Source organism: Aliiroseovarius sp. S2029, assembly GCF_023195575.1.
Classification (GTDB): Bacteria; Pseudomonadota; Alphaproteobacteria; order Rhodobacterales; family Rhodobacteraceae; genus Aliiroseovarius; species Aliiroseovarius zhejiangensis.
In genome coordinates, this window is sequence record NZ_JALPQE010000006.1 from 36364 (window position 1) to 53688 (window position 17325).

Below are 17325 nucleotides of genomic sequence, written 5' to 3' on the forward strand. Positions count from 1 at the left end.
CAGGAAGACAGGACACCGCTGGGTCATGACGAATTTCACCCCAAGCCCGGATCACGCCGCCGCGTTTCGCGCAGCCCTTGGCCTGTTCACCACAGGCGTCACCATCGTGACGGCCAAATCCGCGCGCGGCCCGCTGGCGATGACGGTGAACAGCTTCACCTCGGTCTCGCTGGACCCGCCTTTGATTCTGTGGTGCCCGGCCAAGGTCTCGGCCCGCCACGATGCCTTTGTCACCGCCGAACATTTCGCGATCCACCTGCTCTGCGACGACCAGGTCGATATCGCCCGCCGCTTTGCCCAACAGGGCGAGGATTTTTCAGGCCTGTCCTGCCGCGAGGATTTTCACGGCGTGCCGGTGATCGAGCCGTGCCTGGCACGCTTCGACTGCACAACCGAACGGATTGTCGATGCCGGGGATCATTCGATCGTGTTGGGGCACGTGCATCGGGTCACAGCGCATGAAGGCCGCCCGTTGACCTTTCATGCCGGCCGTTTCGGCGGGTTTGGCGACGCACCCTGACCGCCGCCTGCGCCCATCAGGGCGTCATGATCTGCGCACGTTCATAGCTGGTCACCGCCTCGGTCCCGTCATCATAGACCAGCCGCACCGACACCAAGTCGATCGACTTCAGATCGAATACGACATAGGGCAGTTTATCTTCCGCCTTGATCGCATTGGGCTGCGGCTCGTCCTCATAGCATGGTTCAGCGTCGAACTGCCGTTCACTCCCGCCATTCAGCGCATAATGGATCTGGTCCAGCCCGCAGCGCCATGCCAGCAGGTGCGTGAAATACAACAGATCCTTGCCGTCATATTCGCGTACGGCGACCCAACTGCCCTTGGTGGCGTCGAGAATGGGTCGCACCTCGTTCGCCGTGGTGAAGTTCTGTGCCTGTGCCGGCACCGCAAGTCCCACAAGAAAGGCCGTTGTGGTCAGTGTTCTCAGCATACTCAACTCCTTCAAGGGCACAGTGAAACGCCATTATTTACAATGTGATGCACGGTCGCTGCCCCGCGCCGCCAGCCCGGCAGACCTGCGCCCGGTCTGAAACGCTTTCAGACTCGCACCCATGGTGCCTATACTGCCCCAAACACCAAGAGCAGGCAAAGCACAGATGACCACCGCCCCCAAAAAATCGGCGAAAACATGCCCTGATTTCAACATCGTGATCGTCGCTCAGGCGGGGCGCTTGTCCTATGAGGCGTTGCTGTTTGCCGCGTCCCTGCGCCTATCGGATCCGGGTTTTCGTGGGGAGTTGCTGGTGGCCGAACCGCAACCGTCGGACCGCTGGCCGAACGATCCGCGTCTGAAACCCCATATCCGCGAGGCGCTGGAAACGCTGGGTGCCTGGATCATTCCCTTCAAGAACCACCATTTCGGACATGACTACCCCAATGGCAACAAGATCGAGGCGCTTTCTGCAATGCCCGAAGGGGTGCCGTTCGTGTTTTTCGACACCGACACGGTGATCTCCGGTCCGTTGTCACAGGTGCCGTTCGATTTTGCCCGCCCATCCGCCTCGATGAAACGCGAGGGGACATGGCCCAAGGTGGAGCTTTATGGACCGGGCTATGGCGAGACGTGGAAATCGCTTTATGACAAGTTCGGGCTGGATTATGCTGCATCGCTGGACCTGAGCCAGCCGGACGAATACTGGCAACGCTATCTCTATTTCAACGCGGGCTGGTTCTTCGGTCCCTGCCCGCAGACATTTGGGCAGAGGTTTCTGAACTATGCGTGTGCGATCCGCGATGACCGACCCGACGCGCTGGTCTGTCAGGAACTGTTCCCGTGGCTCGATCAGATCGCCCTGCCCCTCGTCGTGTCAAGTTTCGGAGGCGGCCGTCCGGGACCGGAACTGGATGGGCTGGACGGCGACATCACCTGTCACTGGCGCATCCTGCCCCTGGCCTATGCGCGCGAAAGCGACCGGGTGATTGATGTGATCGAAACCGCGTCTGCGCCCAACAAGATCAAGAAGATCCTGAAGGAATACGAGCCGATGAAGCGGATGATCTATCAGGGACGCGGCCAGAAGGTGCGTGCCATGTTTGATCGCGACGCCCTGCCCCGGCGCGAACAGAAGATCCGCAATCAGATCAAGCGCGAAGGGTTCTGGATGCGGTGACTGGGCTGCCCGCGCAAATGAAAAAGGCGCATCGTTTCCGATACGCCTTCTTTGTCTGCAAAGGATTGGCCCAAGGGCCGGTCCTTATGCCAGAGCGATATTCGTCGCGCTTTCGCGGCCGTCACGGCCGGGCTCGATGTCGAAAGTCACTTTCTGGTCGTCTGCCAGACCGGTCAGGCCTGCGCGCTCAACAGCAGAGATGTGCACAAACACGTCTTTGCCGCCGCTTTCGGGTGCAATAAAGCCAAAGCCTTTAGTTGCGTTAAACCATTTGACGGTTCCATTAGCCATCGTTTTTCTCCTAGTTAGTCTGCCCACGTCATGCGGCAGGTCGGCAAAGTCAGTACAAGATCGAGAGACTGAGCCTTTAGGAGCAGTGTAGTCGATAGTGGTAACGTCGCAGGCCCTACATGGGGCTCTTGCGACTGGAATACAAGTGTTTTTCTTTTGCGGCAGTTGATCGGAAGATTTCTGCGCAATCGCCCACACGCATCACCTGTCAAAGACCTGTTCAAGATCGCGAAAGCCTTTCACCTCGATCGGGTTGCCGGACGGGTCGCGAAAGAACATGGTCCATTGTTCCCCCGCCTCGCCTTCAAACCGGACGGTCGGCGGGATCACCCATTCGGTGCCATGTGCCTCAAGCCGATCCGCCAGCGCGCGCCAGTCGTCATAAGCCAGCACCACGCCGAAATGGGGCATCGCCACCAAATGCGCGCCAACCTTACCGGTGTCCGCCGTCTCAAACGGTGTGCCCAGATGCAGGCTGAGTTGATGGCCAAAGAAACTGAAATCGACCCAGGAATCGGTCGATCGTCCCTCCGCGCATCCCAGCAAATCGCGATAAAAGGCACGCGCGGCATCCAGATCGGTGACATTGATGGCAAGGTGGAACGGGGTCAGCATGGCAGTCTCCGAAAAAAGGTTCTGAAAATCATAGCAGGGCGCGAAAAAAGGACCACCCGAAAGCGCAGAGCCGGACATGGTTCCGATGCACAAATTGGCCCATCCCTGCGTCTTTGACCCGTTGAAGCCCCGCGCCCTTTGCCCTAGCCTGCGCTCAACAAAATAAGGGAGACATCCATGTCCGACGACCGCCAACTGGGCTTTGACACGCTGCAAATCCACGCAGGGACCGAGCCTGACCCCACAACCGGTGCCCGTCAGGTGCCAATTTATCAGACGACCGCCTATGTTTTCAAAGACGCCGAACACGCCGCGCGTTTGTTCAATCTGGAAGAGGTCGGATATATTTATTCCCGCCTGACCAACCCGACGATTGCAGCGCTGCAAAACCGCATCGCAGCACTTGAAGGTGGCGCGGGCGCCGTCTGTTGTTCGTCCGGTCACGCAGCCCAGATCATGGCGCTGTTTCCCTTGATGGGTCCCGGCAAGAACCTGGTCGCCTCGACCCGGCTATATGGCGGCACGGTCACGCAGTTCAGCCAGACGATCAAACGCTTCGGTTGGGAAGCCAGATTCGTCGATTTCGACGACGAAGCCGCCGTGGCCGCCGCCATCGACGACAACACCCGCGCGGTGTTCTGCGAATCCATCGCCAACCCCGGCGGCTATATCACCGACATCCCCGCAATTGCCGCGATTTCGGACAAGGCGGGCGTTCCGCTGATCGTCGACAACACCTCGGCCACGCCTTACCTGTGCAACCCGATTTCGCTGGGCGCGACGCTGGTTGTGCATTCGACCACCAAATACCTGACCGGCAACGGCACGGTGATGGGCGGCTGCGTGGTCGATTCGGGCAAGTTCGACTGGATGGCGTCCGACAAGTTCCCCTCGCTCAGCCAGCCAGAGCCGGCCTATCACGGTCTGACCTTTGCCGAGGCGCTTGGCCCGATGGCCTTCACCTTCCACTCCATCGCCATCGGCCTGCGCGATCTGGGCATGACGATGAACCCGCAAGCGGCGCATTACACGCTGATGGGGATCGAAACCCTGTCGCTGCGCATGGAAAAGCACGTCGCCAACGCCGAGAAGGTCGCCAAATGGCTTGAGGCTGACCCGCGCGTGGATGCCGTGACCTATGCCGGGCTGGACAGCTCGCCCTATAAACACCGCGTGGCGACCGTCTGCCCGAAAGGCGCTGGCGCGCTGTTTACGGTTGCGGTGAAAGGTGGCTATGACGCTTGCGTCAAGCTGGTGGACAGTCTGGAACTGTTCAGCCATGTGGCCAACCTTGGCGACACGCGGTCCTTGATCATCCACTCAGCCTCGACCACGCACCGGCAGTTGTCGCCCGAGCAGCAAGAGGCCGCAGGCGCAGCCCCCAATATGGTGCGCATTTCCATTGGCACCGAGGATGCCGACGACATCATCGCCGATCTGGATCAGGCGCTGGCGAAGGCCACGGCATAAACCGACCCTTCAAACGGGAAAAGGCCGCATAGGATGCGGCCTTTTCTGTTTTAATATCAGACTTTTGAGCGTCAATCCTGATCCAGCTCAAACACCATGGTCACGCTTGATCCGATCTCAAGCTCGCCCGCCGCAATCGGCATATCCGATTGCGCGGCTTCCATCGCCATACGGCCATAGGCGGGCGCAGGGGAATATCCGCCGCCTTCCTGGATCGACACGACAGACCCCAGCTTCACACCTGCCGCCTCCGCCAGCACCTTCGCCCGCGCCATTGCATCGTTGACGGCGTTCGTGCGCGCCATATCCTCGGCCGGACCACGATCCTGAAGATCGAACTGCAACCCATTGAGTTGATTGACACCATCCGCCGTCACCGCCGACATGATTGACCCCAACTTGTCCAGATCGCGCACCCGCACTGACACCATGGTATTAGCCGTAAACCCCACCAGTTTTGGTGGACCGTCAGAATTGCGGTTGTAGTCATATTTCGGCGACAGGTTGATCTGCGAGCTTTGCATGTCACGCGGCTCGATCCCCTGTTCGGCCAGTCGCGCAAAGATGTCCTGTGCGACCTGTGCGACCTGATCCAGTGCAGCCCCAGCCTCGGTCGCCTCTTTCGTCACGCCAAGGCTGATCCGCGCCATGTCGGGCTGAACCTCGGCGATGCCTTGCCCCGTGACAGTCAGCCGCGCGCCCGCGTCATCCGCCCAGACCGGCGATGCCGCCGTCATCATCAGACCCAAAATCGCTATCATTTTCCGCATCTTGCTCTCCTGTTTTGGGTCACTCTGCGCCGATCTTTGCCGGGTGCAAGACAGGAATACCGGCTGCCCTTTTCATGAGCGAAAAGCTGCTATAGTTTCAAAGAGGTGCGCCCAGCCAGTGGGTTTTATCTGCACGTTCGGGGGGTCCGGCATTTTCCGGACGGGTGTTAGCAGGACGACAAACGACATGAAGCCCAATTTTGCGCTTGATCTCAGCCATGACGGCATCGGCCTTGTCCATCGCGGCAAGGGCGGCTGGGTCTTGGTGGGCGAGGTGTCGCTGGATCATCCCGACCTGTCCAGCGGGCTGGACCTGTTGCGCCGCAAGGCGGCTGATCTGGAAAGCGGCGGGTTTTCCTGCAAGCTGATCATCCCGCCCTCGCAGCTTTTGTTCACCAGCATGACCGCGCCCGGACCCGACGATGCGACCCGCGTGGCGCGGATCCGCGAAGGGCTTGAGGGTCTGACCCCTTATGACGTTGACGATCTGGTCTTTGATTGGCGCGCCGATCCGCAGGAAGACGGAATGGTTCACGTGGCCGTCGTGGCGCGCGAAACACTGGACGAGGCGGAAACCTTTGCCAATGAACACAAGCTGAACCCGCTCAGCTTCGTGGCCCGTCCGTCGGGCAGTTTCGAGGGCGAGGCGTTCTTTGGCCCCACAAACAGCGCCGTGGCAAAGCGGGGTGCCACGGTTGAACCCGACAACGCGCCGGTGCCCGCCGTTTTGGGCGGTTTGGCCGACAACCGGCAGGCTAAACTGTCAGCCCGGGATGCGGCGCAGACGGATCAGCCCGCGACGGCCGGGACGGACGCCAAAAGCTCGGCCGGGGTGGCCCCCTTGCCCGAGCTTGCACCCTTTCCGCCAACCCCCGACGTGCCCGCGCCCAGCGGACCGTCCGCGCCGCCCGCGTCTGCGCCTGCCGGCTCATCGACGCCCGCGCCAACGCCTGTATCCGAGCCTTTGCCCGAGCCTTCGACCGCGCCTGTGTCCAAGTCCGAACCGCAGGCAGCACCTGTTGGAAAGAGTGAACCCGCCCCGGTCCGTCCTCCGGCAGTCGATGCACCGGCGAAACCCGTCCCGACCGCGTCACCCGCCACACCCGATGCCGGAGCAGACGCGCCGTCGTCTGAAGACACCGCGTCGCAGCCTGCCGCGAAAGACGCCCGGACAAAAATTTCGGGCATCGTGCCCCCACCCCCGCCGCCATTGGCCCCGGACAATGCGTCCGAAGCCGTCGCCCCCAACACGTCCGACGCCCCGACCTTCTCGTCCCGCCGGACAGACGACGACGAGCGCGGCAAGGCGGCAGTTGCCCCGGACGCCTCCAGCGCCCCTGCGCCCGAACCCACCGGGATCGAGGTCAAACCCCGTCTGTCCTTTGGGGTCGACCGTACGGCACCGGATGGCAAGGCGCCGCCGTCGCCCGCCCCCGCCGATCCGCCGGTTCAAACACCCGTCCATGTGCCTGTGACTGCGCCCGTCGCGTTTGGTGATGATCCTGCGCTGACCCCTTCGCCTGCATCTGGCAAACGCGGGCGGAAGGAACCCGACGCGGGTGACCGCAAGGGGGCCGAGAAACTGACCGCTGCGGCCCGCAAGGGGGCGTCAGGTCTGGCCAGTGCGGCGGATGCTGCGGGCAAGTTCGGGCGCAAGGCGGCGCAGAAGTTCGACGACCGCCGGCGCGAAAAATCCGACGCGGGTCCGGCGGACAGGCCCAAAGTATCGTTTGCCAAATTGCGTAAACGCGACACGGGCCAGAGCGACGACAGCAACCGCATCAGCGATACCGCGGTCGCGCCGCCTCCGCCGCGTATGGGTGACGGCCCGGCTACGCCCCCCGCGCGCGCGTCGAAGCCCGCCAGAGCCCCCTCGCCACGCGCCCGCGAAGCCGAAACAATGACTGTTTTTGGTGCCAGGCAGACGCAGGCGGTCGGCGGCAAGCCCAGATATCTGGGCCTGTTTCTGGTTCTGGGCCTTCTGCTTCTCATGGCCATCGTGGCGATCTGGTCAATGTTCTTCTTGAACGACAGCACCACCTGGCTGTTTCCCGAACGTGATGATCCGTTCGAGGCCGCGATCTCGGTCGAACCGGATGCCAGCCTTTCGGATGACGCACAGGACGACATCGCCACCGCTCCTGATGGCGACGCCGATCCGTCCACCGCGTCGTCAGGCACATCAGGCGCGCATGATCCGCTGACGCCCGAGGCCGCTCAGGCCCGATACGCGGCGACCGGCATCTGGCAACGCGCGCCCGAACCACTGACCAGCCCTGAAACAACCGATCTGGATGACCTCTATATCGCGTCGATCGACCCGGCCACAACGGCGCAGGATGCCGTGGCCCTGCCTGACGCGACCCTGCCCGCAGGGGCGGCGGCAGAGATCAATACCGCCCCGCCTCCGCCATTGGGCACCACTTTCGCGCTGGACGAAAACGGTTTGGTCATCGCCACACCTGATGGTGCGCTGACGCCAGAGGGGATCATGGTCTTTGCCGGTAAGCCCGCCCTTGTGCCTGCGCCACGCCCCGGCAGCGCGGTCACCGCCCCCGCCACCGAAGCCACTGTGGACGCAACCACCACCCTTCCGCGTGTGCGCCCGCGCGCCCGTCCCGAGGGGCTGATCGAAGGCAACGAACGTCTGCTGCTGGGCGGTCGGACCCGAACCGAACTGGCCGTTTTGCGTCCCCGCGCACGCCCGACCACGCCGCAGGCCGCGGTGCAGGCTGCCGCCATCACCGCCGCGCTGCAAGCCGCGGGCGAACCTTCCGCCAATCAGGAAGCGGGCAACCCATCAACAGCCGGGATCATCGCCCCGACCGAACAGGCCATCGCCACATCGCTTGAGCCGCGCCACCGCCCGTCAGGGTTCAACCGCATCGTCGCCCGCAGCAACGCCGCCCGCGACGATGCGTCGGACGGATCGGTTGCCGTGGCCGCCGCGTCGGCACAACAAAGCGTGACGCCCAGCATCCCGACGCGCACTTCGGTTGCAAAGCAGGCTACGATCAAGAATGCGATCAACCTGCGCAAGATCAGCCTGATCGGCATTTATGGCTCGTCCTCTTCCCGACGGGCGCTCGTCCGCCTGCCCTCCGGCCGCTATCAGAAAGTGGGCGTCGGCAGCCGATTGGACGGCGGCAAGGTCGTCTCGATCTCGGCCACGGCGCTGGTCTACAAGAAAGGGTCGCGGTCCATCACGTTGAAAGTGCTGCCTTTCGGTTGAACGGCAAAACGCCCGGCAGATGGACCACCGGGCGCTTCATTTCGATTGTGCGGATTGGGGGTCAGGCCACGTCGCCCAACTCTCCGTTCTCGATCTGCTCGCGTTCGATGGATTCGAACAGGGCTTTGAAATTCCCCTCGCCAAACCCGTCATCGCCTTTGCGCTGAATGAACTCGAAGAAAATCGGCCCAATCACGGTTTTCGAGAAGATTTGCAGCAGGATGCGCGTCTCGCCCCCTCCGACCACGCCTTCGCCGTCGATCAGGATGCCGTGTTTCATCATCTTGTCCTTGGGTTCCTCGTGATCTTTCACCCGGTCATAGGACATGTCGTAATAGGTTTCGTTCGGGCCGGGCATGAACTTCAGACCACGCGATGCGATTTCATCGACCGAGGCATAGATGTCTTCGGTCCCGACCGCGATGTGCTGAATGCCCTCGCCCTTGTATTTCTCAAGATAGGCGACGATCTGCCCCTTTTCGCCCCGGTCTTCGTTGATCGGGATGCGGATCTTGCCACAGGGCGAGGTCAGCGCGCGGCTGTAAAGCCCGCTATGCTTGCCCTGGATGTCAAAAAACCGGATTTCACGGAAATTGAACAGATCGCCATAGAATTTGAACCACACATCCATGTTCCCCTTGAACACGTTGTGGGTCAGGTGGTCGAGGTAGTAGAAACCGACGCCTTTGGGATGGGCGTTCGAAATCCAGTCGAATTCCTCATTATAGGCGCTGGTGTCGAAATACTGGTCGATGAAATAGATCAGCGACCCACCAATGCCATAGATCGCAGGCACGTCCATGGCCTTGCCGTCGCCTTCATAGGGCTTGGCGCCCATCTTGACCGCGTGATCGAAGGCGTGGTGGGCATCGACAACCCGCCAGCCCATCGACGGCGCGCAGGGGCCGTGTTTGGCGATGAACTCTGCAGCGTGGCTGCCGGGCTCCATGTTGATCAGATAGCTGACATCGCCCTGCTGCCACAGCTCGATCTTGCGCGCTTTGTGGTTGGCGGTGTGTTCAAACCCCATCTTGGTGAACAGATCGCGCAGCTCTTGCGGATCAGGGTGGGCAAATTCGACAAACTCGAACCCGTCTGTCCCAGCGGGGTTTTCTGCATTGATTTCGGCGCGTGGCGCGTCATGTGGAAACGGACCCATTGGCTCACTCCTGTTCGTTAACACGTTATGGAGTGACTATCCTGCATTCTGCTTGAATTTTCCGCGCATTCTTTGCATGTTCTAAAGGGTATTTTGCGCGCTTTACGCGCAGTGGGCCAGATATTGCGGGATATACGCATATGGATGAAACGGATCGCAAGCTGCTCAAGGCGTTGCAGCGCAACGCGCAGATGACAGCGCAGGATTTGGGCGAGCATCTGAACCTGTCAGCCAGCCAAGCCGGGCGCAGACGGCAGCGGCTTGAGGAGCAGGGCTATATCCGCGCCTATGCCGCGCGGCTTGACCCGGCGCGGCTGGGATTGCAGGTGCAGGCCTTCGTGCAAGTGCAGATGGAAAGCCAATCACCCGAGTCCGCGCGCGCCTTTCTGCGACTGGTCAACCTGCGCAGCGAGATCACATCGGTCTGGACCCTGACCGGAAACTCCGACTATCTGATGCGGGTTTATTGCACCGACCTTGGCGCGCTGAACGTGCTGATTCACGAGGTGTTGCTGCCGCACCCGTCGGTGGCGCGGGTGCAAAGCCAGATCGTGCTGGATCACGTCAAACAGGACACACCCCTGCCCACGGATCACGGATAGACCGGGACCGATTTGATCACGAAATATCTCACTTAGCCAATTTGATCCGCATAGGCTATCGCTGGGTGCATGGCATATGATTACGACAAACTCTACCGCGAGACACCTGATGCGCTTGGCCCACCAACCAAGATCATCACCCGCTTCTTTGATCGGCTGAAACAAGACACGATGCGTGTTCTGGATGTTGGGTGTGGTCAGGGTCGCGACGCGCTGTTCATTGCCCGACAAGGGCACAGCGTCGTGGGCGTCGATCGTTCCCCCCATGGCATTCGCGACCTTGAAGCCACTGCGAAGCGGGAAAAGCTGGCCATCACGGGTGTCATTGCCGACCTCGCGACCTATGACCCGGACGGTGCGTTCGATGTGGTCCTGATTGACCGGACGCTTCACATGCTGGCACGACCCGTGCGACGCGACGTCCTATCGCGGCTGCTGGATCACGTGGCGGATCGGGGATGGCTGCTGATCGCGGATGAGCCGTCAAATATGGCGGATTTCGAACGCACGATTGCCACACATTCTGCCGCATGGACAACTGAGCTCAGCCAAGCTGGCTATCTGTTCCTGCGGCGGGCTTGATCCGGGTTCAACCGTCCGCAACGCCCGCCTCGGCAAAGGTCGCCATGCCGGAATGACAAGCCACCGCGCCTTGCAGGATGGAGATGGCCAAAGCCGCCCCCGACCCTTCGCCCAGACGCATTCCCAGCGACAAAAGGGGCTCTTTCCCAAGGGCTTTCAGCACCGCGCCATGCCCGCCTTCCGCCGAAACATGCCCGGCCACCGCGTGATCAAGCGCCGAGGTTGAGATCTGCTGCAAACACGCCGCCGCGGCCGAGCATATGAACCCGTCCAGGATCACCGGAATGCGCTCGACCCGCGCGCGTGCCATGGCGCCGGCCATTGCGGCAAGTTCTCGTCCGCCAAGGCAGCGCAGCGCCTCGACGCCGTCCCCTTTGGCCGTTGGGTTCTGCGCCAGACCCGCTTCCACGACCCGCGCCTTCAACGCAACGCCCGCGTCATCGACACCCGTGCCACGCCCGGCCCAATCGGCGCCCGTGCCGCCGAAAAGCGCATGCGCGATTGCCGCAGCGGCAGTGGTGTTGCCGATCCCCATATCGCCAACCACGAGCAGGTCGGTGGACGCATCCACTGCGGTCCACCCCGTCGTCAGGGCCACAAGCAGGTCCGCCTCGCTCATCGCGGGGCCTTGGGTGAAATCGGCAGTTGGGTGGTCCAGCGACAGGGCATGCACATCCATCTTTGCCCCGAAGGTCCTGGACAACTGATTGATCGCCGCGCCGCCGTGTTGGAAGTTCAGAACCATCTGTTCGGTCACCTCTGCCGGAAAGGCCGAGACCCCCTGCGCCGTAACACCGTGGTTTCCTGCAAACACAATGACTTGCGGCGCGTTGATCACAGGACGCCCGGTGCCACGCCAGCTTCCGTACCAGATCGCCAGATCCTCAAGCCGACCCAGCGCACCGTGGGGTTTGGTCAGCTGGCCGTTGCGCTCCTCTGCCGCCGCCCGTGCCGCTGTGTCGGGGCCGGGTGCCCCTGCCAGCAAGGCTTTGAAGTCGGCAAGCGTGGCGAACGGTGAGGTGGTCATGTCTAGGTTCCTGATTGATTCCCGTTGCCACCCTCTTTACCCATGGCGGTGATGCACAACCAGACCGCAACAGACCAAAAATGACCAAAGACGACATTCGCCCCCAGGATGACGAGGCGCTGGCGACGCGCGTGGATCTTCCCGCCGCCATTGGGCTGCTGACGCGGTTGCCCGTGCGGCTGGACCCGGACGCGGCGGTCAAGCGCGGCGCCCGGTCGGCCTGGGCCTGGCCGCTTGTCGGGCTGATCCCGGCCGGGCTGGGCGCGGCAATCGGGCTGGTTGCCCTCGGGCTGGACTTGCCACCGTTGTGGGCGGCCTTGGCGGCACTGGTGGTGCAGATCATGATGACCGGTGCCATGCATGAGGACGGTCTGGCCGATACAGCCGACGGGTTCTGGGGTGGCGCCACCCGCGCACGGCGGCTTGAGATCATGAAAGACAGCCGCATCGGCGCCTATGGCGTGATTGCGCTGGTCCTGTCGCTTGGGTTGCGCGCCGCGGCGCTGGCCGTAATCCTGCCGTCCGAGGGCGCGTTCTGGGCACTTCTGACCGTCGGAGCGGTCAGCCGGGCGCCAATGGTGGCGCTGTTGGCCATGCTGCCCAACGCGCGTTCCGGGGGCCTGTCGCAAACTGTCGGGCGGGTGCCCCGGCAGACGTTGCTGCTGGCGCTTGGCTGCACCCTGCTGGTTGCGCTGATCCTGACTCCCTATGCGCTGGTTGCGCTGTTTTTCTGGACGGGGCTCAGCAGCCTTCTGCTGGCCGCCTTGGCCCGTCAGAAGATCGGAGGCCAGACCGGTGACATATTGGGTGCCAGTCAGCAGATTGCTGAAATTGCGGCGCTGGCGGTCTACGCGGCCCTTTTGACCTGACCGCAAACGAAAACCGCCGCCTGACAGGTGCAGACGGCGGTCGATGGGCTTGTGACGTGGGGTTTAGGCGGCGCGCGATTGCAGCACGTCGCCGATCTTTTTCTGTGCCGCCAGATCGTCGCCGCCCGCAACGGCGGACACTTCGCGCGTCAGACGTTCCAGCGCAGCTTCGTAAAGCTGACGCTCGGAATAGCTTTGTTCGCGCTGATCATCCGTGCGGTGCAGGTCGCGCACCACTTCGGCAATGGCGATCAGGTCGCCCGAGTTGATCTTCTGTTCGTATTCCTGTGCCCGGCGCGACCACATGGCCCGCTTGACCCGCGCCTTGCCTTTCAGGGTTTTCATCGCATCCGACACCTCGTCCGGGCTGGCCAGATTGCGCATCCCCACCTCGGTTGCCTTGTTGGTCGGCACCCGCAGTGTCATCTTGTCCTTTTCGAACGAAATGACGAAAAGCTCCAGCTTGATCCCGGCGACTTCCTGTTCCTCGATCGAAACGATCTGTCCAACCCCATGGGCCGGATAGACGACATATTCGTTCGGGCGGAAATCCAGCTTTTTCTTACTCATACGGCGCATCCTTCGCGTAAATGTTGCTTGGCTTGTCAGGCTGGCACGATCTGTCCGGTCGACAAAAAACCGCAGGGTATGAAAATACCCGTCGGCTGACTGTCATTTTCGGTACGTTTCACCGGCATCCGGTGGTGCTTGCCCCAACAAAATCACCCTTATCATACCACAAAAAACGACACAGCGAAAGCGCCGCAGTGCGGCAGGTGGTGTTTTCGCTTGTGCCCCAAGGGATTAGCCAACTGACCGTTGGTCAAATACCCACCTGATCGGTGCCGATCCGCGACACGGGCGAATCACTGCTCTGCCGGCGCTTCGGAAAAGTATTTCTGCAACTTCCCTTCTTCCCCGTCGCGTTCTTCCGCATCGGGCAAAGGGTCCTTGCGTTCGATGATCACCGGCCAGAGTTCCGAGTATTTTCGGTTGAACTCGACCCAGCTTTCCGTGCCCGGTTCGGTGTCGGCCCGGATGGCATCGGCGGGGCATTCCGGTTCGCACACGCCACAGTCGATGCATTCATCGGGATGGATCACCAGCATGTTTTCACCTTCGTAGAAGCAGTCCACCGGGCAGACTTCCACACAATCGGTGTATTTGCAGGCGATACAATTGTCTAAGACGACATAGGTCATGATGACACCTCACTTTGGCATACAGCCCCCAATATTGCAGCCCGCGCCATCATTCAAGGGATCGCTTGCGCGAAAGGTCCAGGCTGCGACGATCTTTCTTGGTCGGGCGGCCTTTACGGTCAGACCGGTTTGCTGGCGCCGACGAGCCGGGAACAGTGTCCTTGCCCGTGGCGGGCGGATCGAGGTCATCATACAGCGCCTGTGCCTCGGGGGCCGGTCCGCGCCGGGTCGACAGCGCGAGAATGCGGATCACCCGCACCTGGCGGCCTTGCGGAAAGGTCAGCACATCCCCTGCCCCGATCCCAAAGGACGGTTTGGACACCTTGTCGCTGTTGACCCGCAAATGACCCGCCGCGACCATCTTGGTGGCCAGCCCGCGCGTCTTGAAAAAGCGCGCGTGCCACAACCATTTGTCGGCCCGCATCCTGGCCCCCTCCCGGTCGAAGCCCTGCGCGGATGGATCTGTTCTGGTTGCGCGGGTCAGTTCTTTTCCTTCAGGGCCAGAAGGGCGGCAAAGGGGTTGTCCGGGTCAATGGCTTTTTCCTTTTTCGGACCGGACTGATAGCTTTTGGGCTTGTTGTCACGCGGCCCTTTGCGCGGTCCCCCGCGCCCCGGCTTGCCACCCTTCCTGCCGTCCGGTTTCGCCCCTTGTTTGCCGCGCGGGCGATCCCCGCCAGCGCGGTCCCCACGGGGGCCGCCACGGGCACGGGCAAACCCACCCCAGGTGAAGGTATAGAAGACCTCCTGTTCGGGTGTGTCTTCGCCCGTCTGCGCGTCGGCACTGTCTGTCGGAGTCTCCGGCACTTCCGCCGGAGGTTCTGACGGGGTTTCGCCCGGTTGTTCGACCGGCACTTCGGCAGGTGGCGGGGTCGGGGTTTCGGTGGGGGTCTGAACCGGCGTTTCCGCAGGTGTCTGGCCGGGCACCTCGTCCGGTGTTCCGCCGTCGGCTTTCACCTGTGCCTCTGCCTCGGCCGCTGGCGCCTTGACCTTCACCCGCTCGCCCTTCTCAGCCTTGTAGCCAAGCCCCTGCATCAGGTCGGCGAATTGCTCAAGCGTCATGCCGGTGATCGACAACATATCGGCCTTGGCTTCGAACCCGCCCCGGCTGTCCTCGGCCCGCAACTGGTCAGCCAGCCGTTCCAGCATGTCGATGCGGATCGCGCGCGCCCCGGCGGGGCGATAGCCTGCCAGCATATAGGCAGACGGGTCCACCCCTTCGACCACGGGGATGGTGACGAGACCGGGCGGGGGCGATTCCGGAAACTCGGCCAGATCCTTGAACAGGCTGTCCAGCACCAGTCGCAGCCGGGTCGGCGCGGGTTTCAGAAGCAGCGGCATGAAGATGGTGAACTGACCAAAGCGAACACCGTGTTTGCGCAGCGCGGCGCGAGCGTCTTGGTCAAGGTCTTTCACCTCTTGCGCGACCTGATCGCGGGGGATGATCCCCAGCGCCTCGATCATGCGGAAGCCAAAGCCGCGGGCCAGACCGGTCAGACTTTCGTCCTTTTCGATGGCGGACAGAGGTTCAAACAGGGCCTGCACCTTGCGGTCGATGAAATGCTGCAAGCGGCGCGTGACCTTCTCGGCCACATCCGTTCCGGCTTCGTCATCGACAAACGCTTGAACGCGGGGCTTGCGCACGTCTTCGCCCTTGACCAGCTTGCCCACGGCCAGCTCGCCCCACATCAGGCCACCCTGTTCGGTGAAGTCCAGTTCGGTATCCGGCGCGTTATAGAACCGGTCGGCGCGCAGGTGAAATTCCGGCGCCAGCGCCTTCAGACTGGCCGCGCGAAGGGTTTTCGCCTCTTCCGGGCTTTGGGCGGTGTCCTGGCTGAACCGGAACCCCTCCAGCCGGCCAACATGCTGGCCTTCCACGGTCACTTCACCTTTGTCATTCACGTCAGCCACGAGGCTCTCCTTCTGTTTCAACCGCCGCAGCAAAACGGATGTGCGGCGATCTACAAATCTTTTGGTCAATGCGCTGTGCAACGCATCCGACAGGCGATCTTCTACAGCACGAGTCTCTCCGCGCCAATGGGCAACATCATCCAGCCAATCGCCCCGTTGTGCAACATATGTCCATGTACGAATATATGCCAAACGCTTGGAAAGGGTATCAATATCGCCATCGGTGCGGTCAATACGCTTCACCTGACGCGCGAACCAGTCGGCGCGCACCCGCCCATGTTGATGCAGATCGCTGAACAGGTTGGTGATCAGCGTGGCGTGCTCGGCGTGGCTGATGCCGCGAAAATCAGGCAGGCGGCACACGTCCCACAGCAACCTGACCGAGCGGGCGTCGGTCGTGCGCGCAACCACCTCGGCGTCTTCGGCCAGCATCTTCAGCGCGACCAGATCATCGGCGTCGCGCGCCCGTGTCAGGCGGTCATTCGTGGTCGGCATTTCAAGCGAGCGGATAAGCGCCGGAACGCTGCCAAAGGACAAGTCCGCATTGCGCCAGCACAGTTTGCGGATAGACGTGAAACTATGCGATGTGATCGCCTCGGCCACTGCGTCGGACAGTGGCGCGACTTCGCCCGTCACCCCGAACGAGCCATGTTTCATATAGCGCCCTGCCCGCCCTGCGATCTGCGCCAGTTCATTGGGGGCCAAATCACGCATCCGGTGTCCGTCGAATTTTGACAGGGCCGAAAACGCCACATGGTCGATATCAAGGTTCAGCCCCATACCGATGGCATCGGTGGCGATCAGGTAATCAACCTCGCCGCTTTGATACATCTCGACCTGCGCATTGCGTGTCCGCGGCGACAGCGCGCCCATCACAACAGCGACCCCGCCCTTCTGGCGACGCATCAACTCGGCGATGGCATAGAGGTTATCGACCGAGAACCCCACGATGGCCGACCGTCCGGGCATCCGGCTAAGTTTTTTCGACCCGGCATGGACCAGCTCGGAAAACCGCTCGCGATACAGAAACTGCACCTCGGGCACCAAGGCCGCAATCGCGCCGCGCATCGTGTCGGACCCCATGAACAGCGTTTCCTGTGTGCCGCGCATATGCAGCAGGCGGTCGGTGAACACATGGCCGCGTTCCGGGTCGGCGCAAAGCTGTATCTCATCAATGGCCACGAAATCCGCACCAAGACCCAGCGGCATCGCCTCGACCGTCGCGACCCAGTATTGCGCGCGTTCCGGCACGATACGTTCTTCGCCCGTCAACAGCGCAACCGCGTTGGGGCCACGCAAGGCCACCAGTTTGTCATAGACCTCGCGCGCCAGAAGGCGCAGCGGCAGGCCGATGACGCCGGAGCGATAGCCCAGCATCCGATCCAAAGCATAATGGGTTTTGCCGGTGTTGGTGGGGCCAAGCACGGCAGTGATCCGCGGGCCACCCCGCGCGCTGTCCGAGACCATG

Annotated in this window: 17 protein-coding genes; 7 read left to right on the plus strand and 10 right to left on the minus strand. The window is 62.0% G+C overall.

Features of this window, described 5'->3' with window-relative positions:
- Positions 1-25 precede the first annotated feature (25 nt).
- On the plus strand, positions 26-520 hold the full coding sequence (locus tag MUY21_RS12995) for a flavin reductase family protein (RefSeq protein WP_248410781.1): 495 nt from the start codon (positions 26-28) through the stop codon (positions 518-520).
- 16 nt (positions 521-536) lie between these two features.
- On the opposite strand, the gene MUY21_RS13000 is transcribed toward MUY21_RS12995, so the two are convergent.
- A complete protein-coding gene (locus MUY21_RS13000) occupies positions 537-950 on the minus strand; it encodes a hypothetical protein (protein ID WP_248410782.1) in 414 nt (137 codons plus the stop codon).
- Positions 951-1116: 166 nt separating this feature from the next.
- Between MUY21_RS13000 and MUY21_RS13005 the strand changes: the two genes are divergently transcribed.
- On the plus strand, positions 1117-2130 hold the full coding sequence (locus MUY21_RS13005) for a hypothetical protein (RefSeq protein WP_248410783.1): 1014 nt from the start codon (positions 1117-1119) through the stop codon (positions 2128-2130).
- An 84-nt stretch (positions 2131-2214) separates the two neighbouring features.
- On the opposite strand, the gene MUY21_RS13010 is transcribed toward MUY21_RS13005, so the two are convergent.
- Together MUY21_RS13010 and MUY21_RS13015 are read right to left on the minus strand one after the other, a co-directional pair.
- On the minus strand, positions 2215-2421 hold the full coding sequence (locus MUY21_RS13010) for a cold-shock protein (protein ID WP_242111999.1): 207 nt from the start codon (positions 2419-2421) through the stop codon (positions 2215-2217).
- 201 nt (positions 2422-2622) lie between these two features.
- Positions 2623-3036 (minus strand): VOC family protein, encoded by a 414-nt coding sequence (locus tag MUY21_RS13015; RefSeq protein WP_248410784.1) that lies wholly within the window; start codon positions 3034-3036, stop codon positions 2623-2625.
- 177 nt (positions 3037-3213) lie between these two features.
- On the opposite strand from MUY21_RS13015, the gene MUY21_RS13020 reads away from it, so the two are divergent.
- The gene (locus MUY21_RS13020; protein WP_248410785.1) at positions 3214-4506 is read left to right on the plus strand and encodes an O-acetylhomoserine aminocarboxypropyltransferase/cysteine synthase family protein; all 1293 of its coding nucleotides are present in this window, start codon (positions 3214-3216) and stop codon (positions 4504-4506) included.
- Between the two features lie 71 nt (positions 4507-4577).
- On the opposite strand, the gene MUY21_RS13025 is transcribed toward MUY21_RS13020, so the two are convergent.
- Positions 4578-5276 (minus strand): SIMPL domain-containing protein, encoded by a 699-nt coding sequence (locus tag MUY21_RS13025; RefSeq protein WP_248410786.1) that lies wholly within the window; start codon positions 5274-5276, stop codon positions 4578-4580.
- 187 nt (positions 5277-5463) lie between these two features.
- Between MUY21_RS13025 and MUY21_RS13030 the strand changes: the two genes are divergently transcribed.
- Positions 5464-8508, plus strand: coding sequence for a hypothetical protein (locus MUY21_RS13030; RefSeq protein ID WP_248410787.1), 3045 nt, complete (start codon positions 5464-5466; stop codon positions 8506-8508).
- 61 nt (positions 8509-8569) lie between these two features.
- Here MUY21_RS13030 and hppD read toward each other — a convergent pair whose 3' ends face one another.
- Positions 8570-9667 carry a 4-hydroxyphenylpyruvate dioxygenase gene (gene hppD, locus MUY21_RS13035; protein ID WP_248410788.1) on the minus strand — a complete coding sequence of 366 codons (1098 nt, stop codon included), beginning with the start codon at positions 9665-9667 and terminating at the stop codon, positions 8570-8572.
- Positions 9668-9807: 140 nt separating this feature from the next.
- Here hppD and MUY21_RS13040 point away from each other — a divergent pair, with 140 nt between their 5' ends.
- Together MUY21_RS13040 and MUY21_RS13045 are read left to right on the plus strand one after the other, a co-directional pair.
- Positions 9808-10269 carry an Lrp/AsnC family transcriptional regulator gene (locus MUY21_RS13040; RefSeq protein ID WP_248410789.1) on the plus strand — a complete coding sequence of 154 codons (462 nt, stop codon included), beginning with the start codon at positions 9808-9810 and terminating at the stop codon, positions 10267-10269.
- A 69-nt stretch (positions 10270-10338) separates the two neighbouring features.
- Positions 10339-10851, plus strand: coding sequence for a class I SAM-dependent methyltransferase (locus MUY21_RS13045; protein WP_248410790.1), 513 nt, complete (start codon positions 10339-10341; stop codon positions 10849-10851).
- Positions 10852-10858: 7 nt separating this feature from the next.
- Here the strand turns inward: MUY21_RS13045 and cobT are convergent, their stop codons facing one another.
- Entirely contained in the window at positions 10859-11878 is a 1020-nt protein-coding gene (gene cobT, locus MUY21_RS13050) for a nicotinate-nucleotide--dimethylbenzimidazole phosphoribosyltransferase (RefSeq protein ID WP_248410791.1), read from the minus strand.
- Between the two features lie 80 nt (positions 11879-11958).
- Here cobT and cobS point away from each other — a divergent pair, with 80 nt between their 5' ends.
- Positions 11959-12747 carry an adenosylcobinamide-GDP ribazoletransferase gene (gene cobS, locus MUY21_RS13055; protein WP_248410792.1) on the plus strand — a complete coding sequence of 263 codons (789 nt, stop codon included), beginning with the start codon at positions 11959-11961 and terminating at the stop codon, positions 12745-12747.
- A gap of 63 nt (positions 12748-12810) precedes the next feature.
- On the opposite strand, the gene MUY21_RS13060 is transcribed toward cobS, so the two are convergent.
- The 4 genes from MUY21_RS13060 to MUY21_RS13075 form a co-directional block, all read right to left on the minus strand.
- Positions 12811-13317 (minus strand): CarD family transcriptional regulator, encoded by a 507-nt coding sequence (locus MUY21_RS13060; RefSeq protein WP_191285772.1) that lies wholly within the window; start codon positions 13315-13317, stop codon positions 12811-12813.
- A gap of 296 nt (positions 13318-13613) precedes the next feature.
- On the minus strand, positions 13614-13949 hold the full coding sequence (fdxA, locus tag MUY21_RS13065; protein ID WP_191285771.1) for a ferredoxin FdxA: 336 nt from the start codon (positions 13947-13949) through the stop codon (positions 13614-13616).
- 49 nt (positions 13950-13998) lie between these two features.
- Entirely contained in the window at positions 13999-14373 is a 375-nt protein-coding gene (locus MUY21_RS13070) for an RNA-binding S4 domain-containing protein (RefSeq protein ID WP_191285770.1), read from the minus strand.
- 56 nt (positions 14374-14429) lie between these two features.
- The gene (locus MUY21_RS13075; RefSeq protein ID WP_248410793.1) at positions 14430-17324 is read right to left on the minus strand and encodes a helicase-related protein; all 2895 of its coding nucleotides are present in this window, start codon (positions 17322-17324) and stop codon (positions 14430-14432) included.
- Position 17325 lies beyond the last annotated feature (1 nt).

Bases quoted from the DNA above. Each gene is read 5' to 3' on its own strand.
- fdxA (WP_191285771.1), bottom strand. From the start codon at position 13,949: ATGACCTATGTCGTCTTAGACAATTGTATCGCCTGCAAATACACCGAT.
- MUY21_RS13030 (WP_248410787.1), top strand. From the start codon at position 5,464: ATGAAGCCCAATTTTGCGCTTGATCTCAGCCATGACGGCATCGGCCTT.
- MUY21_RS13040 (WP_248410789.1), top strand. From the start codon at position 9,808: ATGGATGAAACGGATCGCAAGCTGCTCAAGGCGTTGCAGCGCAACGCG.
- MUY21_RS13075 (WP_248410793.1), bottom strand. From the start codon at position 17,324: ATGGTCTCGGACAGCGCGCGGGGTGGCCCGCGGATCACTGCCGTGCTT.
- MUY21_RS13045 (WP_248410790.1), top strand. From the start codon at position 10,339: ATGGCATATGATTACGACAAACTCTACCGCGAGACACCTGATGCGCTT.
- MUY21_RS13010 (WP_242111999.1), bottom strand. From the start codon at position 2,421: ATGGCTAATGGAACCGTCAAATGGTTTAACGCAACTAAAGGCTTTGGC.
- MUY21_RS13000 (WP_248410782.1), bottom strand. From the start codon at position 950: ATGCTGAGAACACTGACCACAACGGCCTTTCTTGTGGGACTTGCGGTG.
- MUY21_RS13025 (WP_248410786.1), bottom strand. From the start codon at position 5,276: ATGCGGAAAATGATAGCGATTTTGGGTCTGATGATGACGGCGGCATCG.
- MUY21_RS13005 (WP_248410783.1), top strand. From the start codon at position 1,117: ATGACCACCGCCCCCAAAAAATCGGCGAAAACATGCCCTGATTTCAAC.
- cobT (WP_248410791.1), bottom strand. From the start codon at position 11,878: ATGACCACCTCACCGTTCGCCACGCTTGCCGACTTCAAAGCCTTGCTG.
- MUY21_RS12995 (WP_248410781.1), top strand. From the start codon at position 26: ATGACGAATTTCACCCCAAGCCCGGATCACGCCGCCGCGTTTCGCGCA.
- cobS (WP_248410792.1), top strand. From the start codon at position 11,959: ATGACCAAAGACGACATTCGCCCCCAGGATGACGAGGCGCTGGCGACG.
- MUY21_RS13060 (WP_191285772.1), bottom strand. From the start codon at position 13,317: ATGAGTAAGAAAAAGCTGGATTTCCGCCCGAACGAATATGTCGTCTAT.
- hppD (WP_248410788.1), bottom strand. From the start codon at position 9,667: ATGGGTCCGTTTCCACATGACGCGCCACGCGCCGAAATCAATGCAGAA.
- MUY21_RS13015 (WP_248410784.1), bottom strand. From the start codon at position 3,036: ATGCTGACCCCGTTCCACCTTGCCATCAATGTCACCGATCTGGATGCC.
- MUY21_RS13070 (WP_191285770.1), bottom strand. From the start codon at position 14,373: ATGCGGGCCGACAAATGGTTGTGGCACGCGCGCTTTTTCAAGACGCGC.
- MUY21_RS13020 (WP_248410785.1), top strand. From the start codon at position 3,214: ATGTCCGACGACCGCCAACTGGGCTTTGACACGCTGCAAATCCACGCA.